A 13,028-nucleotide genomic window follows, 5' to 3' on the forward strand; every position below is an offset into this window, starting at 1 on the left:
ATTGATAAAACCTCTATGTAACAAATTTATATATTTTAAATTATATTACATATTTGGATAAAAATAAAGACTGCTGACACTTTGTCAACAGTCTGAAAAAAATAAGGTAGTAATACTACCTTATTTTTATGTTGTATATCAACAATTTAGTCTAACAGAGCCTAAAATTAATGTCTGGAACAGCTACTCTAATATACCCACCTTGCTTCAAAAATTTATATATATTTTTTCCTGCCTCTGCTCCTTCTTCATAGCTTAAATGCTCAAAAACATGTTCAGCTAAAAAGGCATCAATGGACTCTTCCTCACCAAATAATTTATAATAATCCTCAATATTTAGCAGATTTAGCTCTTCTTCTTGTGTTGCTATCCATCCTTCATAAGAAGTATTACCTGCTCCAATAATAACTCGTTTTATAAACTTCTTTTCCTTACTCATCACTCTTTACCCTTTATTATTTATGGTAATATCTCATTCTTTTTGTTATTTACCATATATAAATAACCTAATGAAATCAAAGCTATATTAGCAGCATACGCCACCATCATCTTTATTCCTCCAGATAACAATGCAGCTATACCACTAAAGACTATTACTAAGATTGCTAATTTTTTATTCATATTACTAATTCCTCCTATATATATTTATTTAATTAACTTTTTAAGATAATATCTTTTATGCTTCTTTGGACATTCATCTAAAACACCAAATACTTCATATCCATGCTTAATATAAAAATCCTTTGCTTGAAAATCAAAAGTATCCAAATGAATCAAATGACATCCTTTTTCTATTGCAATATTTTCAATTTCTTTTAATAACTTTGATCCTAATCCATCTTTTCTATAACCTTCTTCAACCCATAAAACATCTATATATAAGCAGTTCCAACAATACATTTTGGCAAGTATTCCAGCAATGATATTACCTTTAACATCTTCTACAACTCTATCTATATTTAAAAAGTCAATTTCTTGTGTACTTGCTACTTTGGATAAATTGTATTCTACTAATTTATCAATAACAAAATCTGCTTCTTCATTACTACATTCTCTTATATCATAATCTTTCATCACTATTATCCTTTTTCTCTCATATACTTGTTTACAGTCTTTTAGTAAAATAATGACGCTTTCCTTCTAATGGATATTCTTCTAAAACAAACTTTTCTTTATATCCATGTTTTTTATAAAATTCTGGTGCTTGCTAAAAGTTCATCATTGTCATCTTTTAAATAAACACCTAAGTCTTGAGGATTTTTATCTTCTAGTCTTGCCAAATTATATTCTAATAATCCTTGGAAAATAATTTCTTTATCTTTTGCATTAATTTTATCAGTAACCTTAAATTCCATTTAAACACTACCCTTACTTTCAAACTAATAATATTTTGCAAAATAATAAATTACATATACCCAGCTAAGCAAACCATGTATAATTGCCCATCCAATTGATTTCCATGCAGTATAAGATATTACCATAGCTAAGCATGTCCCAAATGAAATTCCACTTTTCACTGCACTATTTCTCTTACTATTATCCACCATCCCTTTCACCTCACAAAATTATATTACTCTTTCAATAAACAAAACATTCTATTATGCTTTACAGAAACTCCCCTCAAGGAGTTTCCTCCTTCATTTTTAATTCTTAATTCTTCATTTTTCATTTACTTAAGGTCTTCAATAAGTTCTCCATTTAAAATTCCTTCAGCTATTTGTCTAACTTCTCCAGTCATTCTTACATTAAAGTCATCATCAATCTCAATTGTAAGCTCTGGTGCTAAAAATATACTTAAATGTGTATATTTTTATTTATTCACTACTTCGTTGTGTCCTATTTTGCCTAAGCTACTTTAGTTTGTATAACACTCCATAGCATTTAAGGATACACCAAAATCCCTAAGACCAAAGCCTCTCAACATTTTAGGCTCTAGAATAATTACTTAAATTAATACTTGCATTATAATCTCTATCTATTTCTAAACCACATTTATCACATTTATAATTTCTATCATTAAGTTTTAAATCTTTTTTTATAAATCCACAACATGAACAAGTTTTACTTGATGGATAAAATCTATCTACTTGAATAAATTCAATTCCATTAAATTCACATTTATATTTAATTTGTCTCATAAACTCATAAAATCCTTGTTCTGCTATTGCCTTAGATAAATGCTTATTCTTCATCATTCCACTAACATTTAAATCTTCTATTACAATTCTATATGGGTAATGCTTTATTATTTTATTAGTAGTTTGATGTATATAATTATTTCTTATATTAGATAACTTTCTATAAATTTGCTTCACTTGTTTTTCTAATTTAATAATATTATTAGTTTTAACAAATTTACTTCCTTGTTTATTATCTTCATATTTTCTGCTAATACTACGTTGCAAGTGTTTTAATTTACTTTTTAAATTTTTAATTCTTTTTGTTTTGTTTATATTTTTAAATACATCACCATTAGAACAAGTAGCTAAATCTTTTACCCCTAAATCTATTCCTATTGATAAATCTTCATTTAAAGCAGTTTGGTTTTCTTCTACTTCAACACTAAAACTTAAAACCCAACACCTTCCATTATAACTACAGTAAGGGTTACTATACTTACAGTTTTTAGGAATACTATAATTAGTTTTAAATCTTACTTTTCCTATCTTTTCAATGTTGCACATATCATCTGTGAAATATAAACTATCACATCTAACATAAAAAGATTGTTTTGATTTTCTTTTAGTTTTAAATTTAGGATACTTAGATTGTTTATTAAAGAAACTTTTAAATGCTTTATCTAAATTTCTAATAGATTCTTGTGTTACCTTACTAGAAACTTCATTTAGCCATTTAAACTTTTCTTCTTTCTTTAGCTTAGTAAATTCTTTTCTTATATTTGCTATTGAATATTTTTCATTATTATTATATTTTTCATTACACTTATTCAAAGCCCAATTATAAGCAAATCTGCTACAACCACTACTTTTTAACATTAATACTTCTTGTTCTTCTGTTGGTAATAATCTTATTTTTATTGACTTTTTCACTTTTTCACCTCCTTCCATATCTCCATATTTTAGTTATACCACTGTTATAACTTCTTTATTCTTATGATATATTCCCTTTTAAGAGGTGACATTGTATTTTAATAAATAGTATTTTTTAATTAAAAATATATAAATTATTCATTCTTAGAAATTTTCATCATCGTTATTTGAATAAATAAAAATATATACAGTTAGCATATTTTTAGCATGTTCAATATGGTTCGTTACTCCATACCAGTTCTCTTATGAACTTCTTATGCTTTCACATAAGCACAGACTATATCACCACCTTTTTAAAAGGTGCTACCCACTTCCATCCACTTAGATGTACTTCCTTTACGGAATAGTCGTTGAAGTTTCCTCTATTGGAGGCTTACCTGCTGATTATCCATTGTATAAGCACTTAGGATTTAACCTTATGCCATCTAACTAATTTTTTCTACTTTCGTAACCTTCACGCTTAACTTTATTTCATGTTTACGTTGTGGTTTAGTTAGCTTTAGGAACTTCCAGCAATTCAAGTAGTTTTGGATAGGTATTTCCTATCACTCCATGCTCTTTATAAACATGGGGAGCTTTTTATATTAAAAATATATTAAACACATTTGTTCACAACTAAACATATTTGTATATATTTTTAACAACTAAATAGTTGCTCCTCCAAGCATTTTAATTTTCACCTTATTATCAATAAGATTTCTTTTTCTTAAAATACAAGCTACTGCACAACAAGAAGTCCCAGATGCTAAAGTAAATTCAGCTCCTCTTTCCCAAATAAGAATTTCTGCTTCACTTCTTGAAATAATCTTAGCAAATTGAACATTAATTCTGTTAGGAAACATTTGATGACGTTCTAAGTATTTACCATATTCTTTAATTTCATCTATACTTAATTGCTCCTTTAAGACTACACAATGAGGATTTCCCATAGATACACAATTAACTTCAAATTCTTTTCCATTTGCCATAAGTTTTTTACCTATGGAATCTTCAGAATTAAATCTTGTTGGAATTTTCTTTGAATTAAATATTGCTTGCCCCATATCTACTGTAATAAGTTTAGCTTTTCCAGCTTCAGTAACTTCCACAATATCAGCATTAACTAATCCACCTTTAGTTTCAACAGTAAACTGTCTATTTTCTGTAAAGTTATAATCATAAATATACTTGCAAAATATTCTTAATCCATTACCACTCTTTTCAGCTTCTGAGCCATCTGGATTATATATTTTAAGACCAAAATCTGCTTTATCTGATGGAACTTTTAAAAGAATTCCATCAGAACCTATTCCAAAATTAACATTACAAATCCTTTTTATAGCCTTTTCTGTTAATTGAAAATTTATACTATCACTATCTAAAACTATATATTCATTTCCCAATCCATGTGTTTTTACAAAAATATTTTCTCTCATTTCTCTTCCCCTTTTCTATAGTCAAATTATATTTCACTTCTTCATATTACTTTATATGTCTTTTATGTTATATATTAACATATCATCATGGTATTTTACAGAAAAAAATCAGCAACTTACACTGTTACTGATTTTAACTTTATTCTTTATCTAATTCTTTAATTGCTTCCTCAAGCTCTCTAATAAATTTTATATTTTCTTTTAAATTTAAATAGATTACTTCATCTTTAGGAACCTTATATCTATGTGCCAATCTATTTCTTAACCTTCTTGAAGTACTATAAAAATCTAATAATTCCTTACTAATTTTTTCTGAAGATACTATTACCTCCATTCCTTCAATTGCCGATATGTCAACCTTAAACTTTTTTAGTGTCTTTAAGCTAATTGATATATAATCTTCACATAATATATGAAAATCTAAAAAATATGCCCTAATACTATGATATAAAAGTTTCTTTATATCTGCATCTTCACATTCTTCCAATTTGATACTGGCTAATTTAAAATCCTCTTCCCACTCTTTAAAATCCCTTAATAGCTTTAAAACTCTATCTCTATTAATCAAATAAATCCCTCTTCCTTAAATAAATAAAATCACTATTTTCTATAAAAAAATTTTCAATTTCTTTAAAAAATTTTTCAAAAGAATTATTTTTACTATATATCACATGAGCTTCATTTATAATATTTTTCGCTAATATTCTATCTGTATCTTTATCTAATTTAATTACATCTACATCTTGTTTTAAAATATCAGATATTTCTTCTTCTAACTTCAACTCATCACTCAAAGAAATTTCTCCAATGATAAAAATATCATAATCAGAATCTTCTCTAAAATCACCTCTGGCTCTGCTACCAAAAATCCCAATTGAATCAATGTTATATTTAACTCCAATATCTCTTAACTCATCTTCAAAACTCATTAGAACTAGTCTCCTTTTTAATATTTACTATTTATAGTATTACCATACTTTTGTGCATTAAAATAAAAAATCTCCTTTGAATTTCTATTTTTTTATCTTAGAAAATCAATACTTCTTATTTATCACTGCAATAAATTCATTATAATATCTTAATGTTTCTTCCTCATTTTCACCATTAATAAAAATTATTTCATCATTACTTTTAATTAATATATAAGGTTTAACATCATTATAAATATAAAGCTTACACTTTCCATAACCTTCTACGTTGAAATTACCAACAGAATACTCATCCATTCCTATTCCATTTATCCTTAATTTCACTTTAAGCTTATCTACTATTTCAACTTTTTCAATGTCTTCCACATTAAATTCAATACCATATAGTGGTGCATTTATCTTCACACTGTTATCAATAATTTTCATATTAAATCCATATAATCCAAAATATAACATCATTAATATAATAGTTAATACACTTACTGCTACAAAAATATTAGTACCATAAGTTATTAACCTTCCCTTTTTAGTTGCTAAATTATAAACTGGCTTTGTTCCAATTCTAGGCTCTACAACAACTCTATTATCATATGGATTTTTATAACTCATTCCATTAATCCAATATTCATCACTATCTACATAGATAGGATTTTCAGCAACTGAAATAAGCTGATTTTGCATATTAATAATTCGTCTATTACCATAAACTATTCCTAAAACAACTATAATAACTGGTAAAGTTATGGCAATTAAAAAGACATTTTCATTTACTCTTGGCAATAACATAAAAACATATAGAGTTGTATTGGTAATACTTTGTAATATTGCTAATGATGTATAAATAATACTCCAAGTTCTCTTATAAACCTTATTGCAAGCAATATTTATTTTACTTTCATCACAATAAACAATAGTTCTGCCTTTTACATAGATCATATATATTATGAAAAGAATAAGAGTTCCAACTATTGAACTACCTGTACATATAACTGCTGTACTAAAATATTCATTTTTATTAATTATATTTAATATAAAAGGACTTATTCCTATAAATAAAGCTATAAGGAACCACCATTTAGATATAGGCATCTTGCTCTTTGCTTTAGTAAGCTCTGTATCTATATTTAAAATATGATTATTAGGTAAAAGCCAATCATTTTTTCTTTTGACTTCTTTTAATTTACCATTAAACTTACAAATCAGCTTATAATAAATATAGCAAAATAATGAAAACCATAAAAACCATCCAATTAACAGCCATACTGTTTTCATAAACATCAGAGGAAAATAAATAACAATTGATAATACCGATAATATTTTCATATTATACATAAACTCTTTTGTAACATCTGTTATTTCAATGTTGCTTAATTCTAATGGAGGAATCGTTACACCTAATATAATGTTTTTATTGGGCTTTACTGCACTTTGTGCCTGCCAGTAATATACTACTATAATTACTAATGATGTAATTAGCATTACTAAATTCATAACTACCTCCTACCTCTTTCCAGCTGAAGTCCATTCATTGTATTATATACAGTTTCGCATAACTTCATAAACTCTTCTTTACTAATTCCCTTTACTCCTGATTCAGCTATAAGTATCTCCAGCTCACTTTCTATTTTCTCTCTAAACTCTAATGATTTATCTAATACAGGCTTGATTTTAGCACCATGTCTTCTATCAATTTCAATAAAGCCCTCATTTTTTAAAATGTTATATGCTTTAGTTACAGTCATCATATTAACACCTATATCTTCTGCCATTTGCCTTACAGTTGGAAGTTTTTCTCCACTCTTTAATTCACCACGACCTATTCCCATAACTATTTCATTCCTTAATTGAACATAAATAGGTATATTACTGGACATATCTAATTTCAAAATCATTTTACCACCTCTTTGTATTATTAGTATTAATACAAAGTATACTTTATTTTTATATTTTATGCAATAAAATTTACCAAATAAAATTAAAAACTGTGACATAAAATGCCACAGTTTTCCTAAACATATTGGTCTAAACTTATTCCTTTTCCTGGTTCAACAGCCATAGTTTGAGCAATTTCTAATAAATTATTAGAAACTTCTTGATCTGTATTCATCTGCATCTTAAGCAAAGCCATTGATGTTGCAGTATTTACTGCACTTTGACTCATACCAATTGATAATGCTGCTATATCCATATTATTCCTCCTATTATATTATTCATCTTAATTATCGTACAAAACCAAAATAGTATTAAATTTATTTTTGAAGTTCCTTTTTCATTGGTACAAAGTACAGATTATTTTTTTGAGTACTTAAGAATCCACCTATATTATAAACATCATTTAACAAATTCATACTTATTACTGCACTTGCTTTTCCACTTTTAATAAGCTTCCCATTTTTCATAACTATAATGTTATCACTATATATTAAAGCTTGATTTATATCATGCAATACCATTACTATAGTCAATCCCTCTTCTTCCTTTAATTCCTTTATAAGCTCCAACAATTCTATTTGATGATAAATATCTAAATATGTAGTAGGCTCATCTAAAAATAATATCTTACTTTTTTGAGCTAAAGCCATGGCTATAAAAACTCTTTGTCTTTCTCCACCTGACATACTCATGACTTCCTTATCTTTTAATGGTTCTAATCCTGTTCTCTCAATTGCCCACTTTACTATTTCTTCATCATCATGAGAATTTTTTGCAAAATATTTCTTATGTGGCATTCTACCATATGCGATAAGCTCTTTTACTGTTATGTCATCTGGCACAGTATTTTGCTGGTGTACAGTAGCAATTTCCTTAGCTATATCTTTATATTTCATACTCTTAATATCTTTATCATTAATGATAATCTCTCCAGATGAAATCTTATTTAAACCACATAATAAACTTAATACTGTAGACTTTCCACTACCATTTGGACCAAGTATAGTAGTAATTTTTCCTTTTTCAATATTAAAGCTTAAATCTTTAATAAATTTTTTCTTCTTATCATAACTAAACGATAATTTATTTACTTTTATCATTTTAAGTCACTCCTTCTTAAAAGATATAAGAAAAATGGTGCCCCTATTATACAGGTAACTACTCCCACAGGTATTTCATAAGGTTTCATAACAACTCTTCCTATAGTATCAGCAAAAAGCACCAAAAATGCTCCTAATATTCCACTGCATGGTATTAGATACTTATGATTAGATCCTACTATTATCCTACATATATGAGGTACAACTAATCCTACAAAAGAAATCACTCCTCCAATAGCCGTTGAGATACTTGCCAAAAATACGGCAATTAAAGTTACTATAATCATATATAAATCACTATTAAATCCTAAGCTCTTAGCATTCTTACTTCCTAGTACAAGTACATTACATATTTTGCTTACACATATTGATAAGATTATTCCTATAATTGAATATGGCAATAACATATATACATTATCCCATGTAACTGTGGCTAAACTTCCCATAATCCACTTTTGTATATTGCTAGCTCCAAGTCCTGCACTTATGGTAAACATTGATGATAGTCCACCTAGTAGAGCATTACAAGCTGCTCCTGCTAGAACTATTCTTATAGGTAAAAGTCCTTTTTTATAAGCCATTAAATAAACTATGGCACAACAGATAAGGCCTCCAAAAAAACCAAATACAGGCCTTAATGTTGTTACACTTGGTACAAATACCATAAAGAAAACTGTTACAGCACAAGCTCCAGATGAAATACCTGTAATATAGGGATCAGCTAAAGGGTTTCTAATAACTGCTTGCAAAAGCACACCTGAAATAGCTAAATTTGCCCCAATAAGTACTGCAATGATTACTCTTGGCATTCTTAAATCCTTTATAATTCCTATATTACCAGTGCTATCACCGGTGAATATTCCCTTAATTAACTCCGTAAAGCTTATATCAATACTTCCTAATTTTAAAGATATTAATATAGTAGCCAATAATACTAAAAGCAAAGAAACTGTAAAAACTATTTTCGTTTTTTTATTCAACATCTTCATTTTCTATTCACCTTTATTATGCACTATATCATATAGCATGTCTAAACCTTCAATTACTTTTAAATTAGCACTCATACCAAAATAAGTATTATCTAGATATTCAACTTTACCATTTCTTACAGCCTCAATATTTTGCCATGATGAATCAGTAGCCATTTCAGTTTCTAAAGCTGCCTTAGTTTGCTCTGGAAGTGCATGCATCATTACAAGGATTTTATCTGGATTTAACTTTGCTATTTCTTCCTTACTATATGTTACATACGCTAAAGAAGTATCCTCAATAATGTTCTTTCCTCCCACAATTTTAACTAAATTTCCTATATAAGATTTTTCAGTGGCAATCATTGTTGAACCTGGTGCTGCAAATAAAATAAGTATATTAGGTTTTTCTTTTTCACTTATTGAAGCCATTTCTTCTTCCTTAGTATTTAGTTCTTTAAGTATAGCTTCTGCCTCAGCCTGCTTATTAAATTTATTTCCTAAATTACTAACTGTCTCTTTTAATCCTTCCAAGCTTGATAATGAAACAAATTCACTTGGTATATTGTTATCTGTAAATAGCTTTTCATAATCTGCTCCTAATGTATCAACAGACACTACCACCGACGGATTTAATGACTTTATTATTTCTAAATCAGGACTCATTGGATTACCAACTTCTACTGCCTCCTTTGTACTTTCTGGTAGTTCATATGAAGTGGTAGGAACTCCTGATACTTTTACTCCTAAAGCATCTAAAATTTCTGTTACTGCTACGGAAGTAGCTACTACAACATCTTCATCATTGTTAACAACAACATCTTTTTTGTCATTACTACAACCTATCATTGTTGCAGAAAGCATTGTTACCATTAACATTCTTAATATATTCTTAAATTTCATATTAATTCTCCAGTCTTACTTTTTTCTTTTTAACATTATAGTACAAACTATACCAATCACTAATATTGCTACTCCACCAAATAAAATTACTTTATTACTATTATTTTCTTCTGTATTATTATTTTCACTTATAGGCATTATTTCATTATCTTGTATTTCTTCAATAGCACTATTTTCAGTAGTTTCTTCTGTACTTTCTTCTTCAATAGATTCAATTAATGACATTGTTTCTAATTTTGGTATTATTCCAAACTCTACGTCTCTTCCCATTGGACCTACATATATACATGCTTTTAATTCATCACTTAATGAAGTTGCAGATACTTTCAATGTTACTATTCCATCTCCATCAACTCTTTCTACTGGCACTTCAACATCATTGACCTTCACTCTATAATTTTCCATATAATCAGTTCCTGTAAAACCAATAGTATATAAAACTTCATTTTTTGTAATTTTTATAGTCATGGTATCTTTTAAATAACTTCTAGCCATAGACATACCAATTTCATTATCATGATACACTTCATTAGAAACTTCATATATTCCACTTGCTATCTTTTCTTCTGCAAATACCGTATAAATATTGATATTTCCCATAACTACTATTGATAGAATAATCATTATTAAAATCTTTATCTTATTAATTATTTTCATTTTTTTCCCACCTTATCCTTTACGCTGAAAATGGGCCTTTACAGCCCATTTTAATCTTTTTCTATTTAACTTTTTTTCTTAAAGCCGCTCCTGAACCAATGGCCATTAATCCTATAGATAATGCTAATGCTGATGATGTTGCTGCTCCTGTTTCTGGAAGTGAATCAGCTTCTATAGTATACTCATTAACTAAAGTCATAGTATCTAATAATAATTCCACACCAAATTCAACATTTCTTGCCATTGGTACAACATAAGTTTTAACTGATATTGCATCATTTAAGCTTGCAATGTTAAATCTAATTGATACTGAATCACTAGTACTTGATACTATACTGTGACTTACTTTGCTACCATTTACATAAACTTCATGATTTTGCATGAATTCAGTTCCTGTAAATGTTAATGTTACATAATACTTACCATTTATCTCTTTTATTTCTGTATCACTGTTTAAATATTTTCTTGCCATAGCTACTCCTGTTGCATTATCATGAGTAACATTATTTTGCACATTATAAACTTTAACTTTTACATTTTCTTTAACATTTTTCTCTTCTTCTACTTTATTAGTAGCATTATTATTAGAACTGCTTGTCCCATTATTTACTAAAGATGAATTATTATTAGATTGATTATTTGTATTATCTTTGTTTTTATCTTCTTCAATATTTCCATTAACTAATGTAAGAGTATCTTCCAATAACTTTACATCAAATTCAATATTTCTACCCATTGGAATTACATAAGTTCCAACTTTAATTGAATCACTTAGGCTTTCTACAGCAAATCTTAAAGCTATCTTACTTGAAGTACTTTCAACAACCTCAGCTTCAACTTTGTTGCCATTTACATATATTTGATGATTATTCATGTATTCAACACCTGTAAAAGTCATTGTTACATAACGCTTACCATTAACATCCTCCACCTTGGAAGTAGTATTTAAATATTGTCTTGCCATTGTCATACCAGTAGCATTTTCATGATATACCTGATTTTCTATTGTGTATACCTTAGTTCCTGGTATTGTCTCTGAACCTTCCCCATTATTTCCTGAGTCTGGTGTAGTTTCTGGTTTAACTTCTGGAGTTTCAGGCACTTCTGGTACTGTGTCATTCTTGTCATCTTCTGCTGGATTATCTGTCTCCTCACTTATCTTTGCCAATGTATCCATATCATTAATCACATAGAAATCAACTGCATGATTCATTCCTTTTATATTCATTCCTAATAACACTTCTGTATCTACTGATGGAACTTCAAAAGTAACTGTTCTTGCATTTGAATCTTCAACTATATCTAGTTTTTTTCCATCTAAAGAAACAGAAATATTTTCTAACATAGAATACATAGATGAAAAAGTAATTGTTAAGTAAGTTTTTCCATTTTCAACCTTTATTAAAGTTTCGCTTTCAATAGCTCTTCTTGCAGATGAATTTCCATGTTCACTATCTGTATAGTATCTTGTAATATTACTTGCTTTATATTTACCATCTTCTAAAACAACAGCACCTGTTTCTTCCTTAAAAGCTTCTTCTAATGTTAAGGTATCAATATTATTTTCTACATAAAAAGATACCTTTCTTCCCATTACACTAACTGTAACATCAACCTTCACCTTTGAATTCACAGATGGTACTTCCATGGTAACTGATTTTTCATCATTATTAACCTCAGATATTAATTCTCCTTCATCCATAGATGCTTTTATATCACTTAGCATTTTAAACATTTCTTCATCAAAATACATCGTTAATAATACTTTATCATCTTTAACTACTATTTTTGAATCTTCCTTTAGTACTTTTCTAGCCATACCTTCGCCTGTAGTATTACCTTCTTCTACATACTTAGTAGTATTTTTTACAGTATATCTTCCACTTTGCAATTGTTTTTCATTTTTTAAAATTGTTTCATTTATTACATCAGCCTTTACCACTGGAGTAACAGCTCCAAATACTGATGTAGCAATCATTATTACTGATAATAGCTTACATATTTTCTTCCTTAACATTCCTTATCCCCCTATGTCCTAGTAGTATATTTATTTTTTATTAAATATTGACATTTT

At 28.0% G+C, this 13,028-nt stretch carries 17 protein-coding genes; all 17 read right to left on the reverse strand.

Translation table 11 applies throughout. From position 1 onward, the window contains the following. Positions 1-151: 151 nt before the first annotated feature. On the reverse strand, positions 152-439 hold the full coding sequence (locus BHW04_RS07120; RefSeq protein ID WP_302699282.1) for a class I SAM-dependent methyltransferase: 288 nt from the start codon (positions 437-439) through the stop codon (positions 152-154). Positions 440-459: 20 nt separating this feature from the next. After that, a complete protein-coding gene (locus BHW04_RS07125) occupies positions 460-621 on the reverse strand; it encodes a hypothetical protein (protein ID WP_022166577.1) in 162 nt (53 codons plus the stop codon). A gap of 24 nt (positions 622-645) precedes the next feature. Further along, positions 646-1,074 carry a GNAT family N-acetyltransferase gene (locus BHW04_RS07130; RefSeq protein ID WP_022213016.1) on the reverse strand — a complete coding sequence of 143 codons (429 nt, stop codon included), beginning with the start codon at positions 1,072-1,074 and terminating at the stop codon, positions 646-648. Between the two features lie 113 nt (positions 1,075-1,187). Beyond that, the gene (locus BHW04_RS07135; protein ID WP_022213017.1) at positions 1,188-1,355 is read right to left on the reverse strand and encodes a hypothetical protein; all 168 of its coding nucleotides are present in this window, start codon (positions 1,353-1,355) and stop codon (positions 1,188-1,190) included. A 24-nt stretch (positions 1,356-1,379) separates the two neighbouring features. Continuing rightward, positions 1,380-1,547, reverse strand: coding sequence for a hypothetical protein (locus BHW04_RS07140; RefSeq protein ID WP_022166580.1), 168 nt, complete (start codon positions 1,545-1,547; stop codon positions 1,380-1,382). Between the two features lie 378 nt (positions 1,548-1,925). Beyond that, complete coding sequence (locus tag BHW04_RS07145; protein ID WP_302638711.1) at positions 1,926-3,050, reverse strand: RNA-guided endonuclease InsQ/TnpB family protein; 1,125 nt, start codon at positions 3,048-3,050, stop codon at positions 1,926-1,928. 644 nt (positions 3,051-3,694) lie between these two features. Then, on the reverse strand, positions 3,695-4,465 hold the full coding sequence (gene dapF, locus BHW04_RS07150; protein ID WP_302699283.1) for a diaminopimelate epimerase: 771 nt from the start codon (positions 4,463-4,465) through the stop codon (positions 3,695-3,697). Positions 4,466-4,604: 139 nt separating this feature from the next. Next, a complete protein-coding gene (locus BHW04_RS07155; RefSeq protein ID WP_302699284.1) occupies positions 4,605-5,033 on the reverse strand; it encodes a HepT-like ribonuclease domain-containing protein in 429 nt (142 codons plus the stop codon). Continuing rightward, complete coding sequence (gene mntA / locus BHW04_RS07160) at positions 5,026-5,394, reverse strand: type VII toxin-antitoxin system MntA family adenylyltransferase antitoxin (protein WP_302631209.1); 369 nt, start codon at positions 5,392-5,394, stop codon at positions 5,026-5,028. Before mntA ends, BHW04_RS07155 begins: the two co-directional genes overlap by 8 nt. 105 nt (positions 5,395-5,499) lie before the next feature. Further along, a complete protein-coding gene (locus BHW04_RS07165; protein ID WP_302699285.1) occupies positions 5,500-6,885 on the reverse strand; it encodes a PH domain-containing protein in 1,386 nt (461 codons plus the stop codon). Positions 6,886-6,887: 2 nt separating this feature from the next. Continuing rightward, on the reverse strand, positions 6,888-7,286 hold the full coding sequence (locus tag BHW04_RS07170) for a GntR family transcriptional regulator (protein WP_302631211.1): 399 nt from the start codon (positions 7,284-7,286) through the stop codon (positions 6,888-6,890). A 116-nt stretch (positions 7,287-7,402) separates the two neighbouring features. Further along, on the reverse strand, positions 7,403-7,582 hold the full coding sequence (locus BHW04_RS07175; RefSeq protein WP_302699286.1) for a YjfB family protein: 180 nt from the start codon (positions 7,580-7,582) through the stop codon (positions 7,403-7,405). A 61-nt stretch (positions 7,583-7,643) separates the two neighbouring features. After that, entirely contained in the window at positions 7,644-8,426 is a 783-nt protein-coding gene (locus BHW04_RS07180; protein ID WP_302699287.1) for an ABC transporter ATP-binding protein, read from the reverse strand. Further along, positions 8,423-9,415 carry a FecCD family ABC transporter permease gene (locus BHW04_RS07185; RefSeq protein ID WP_302699288.1) on the reverse strand — a complete coding sequence of 331 codons (993 nt, stop codon included), beginning with the start codon at positions 9,413-9,415 and terminating at the stop codon, positions 8,423-8,425. Before BHW04_RS07185 ends, BHW04_RS07180 begins: the two co-directional genes overlap by 4 nt. Before the next feature lie 3 nt (positions 9,416-9,418). Then, positions 9,419-10,297 (reverse strand): heme ABC transporter substrate-binding protein IsdE, encoded by an 879-nt coding sequence (isdE, locus tag BHW04_RS07190; protein ID WP_022213029.1) that lies wholly within the window; start codon positions 10,295-10,297, stop codon positions 9,419-9,421. Positions 10,298-10,312: 15 nt separating this feature from the next. Beyond that, complete coding sequence (locus BHW04_RS07195) at positions 10,313-10,954, reverse strand: NEAT domain-containing protein (protein ID WP_302699289.1); 642 nt, start codon at positions 10,952-10,954, stop codon at positions 10,313-10,315. Between the two features lie 61 nt (positions 10,955-11,015). Further along, on the reverse strand, positions 11,016-12,971 hold the full coding sequence (locus BHW04_RS07200; RefSeq protein WP_302699290.1) for an NEAT domain-containing protein: 1,956 nt from the start codon (positions 12,969-12,971) through the stop codon (positions 11,016-11,018). Positions 12,972-13,028: the final 57 nt, after the last annotated feature.

The organism is Clostridium sp. 29_15 (genome assembly GCF_001916075.1).
Classification (GTDB): Bacteria; Bacillota; Clostridia; order Clostridiales; family Clostridiaceae; genus Clostridium; species Clostridium lentum.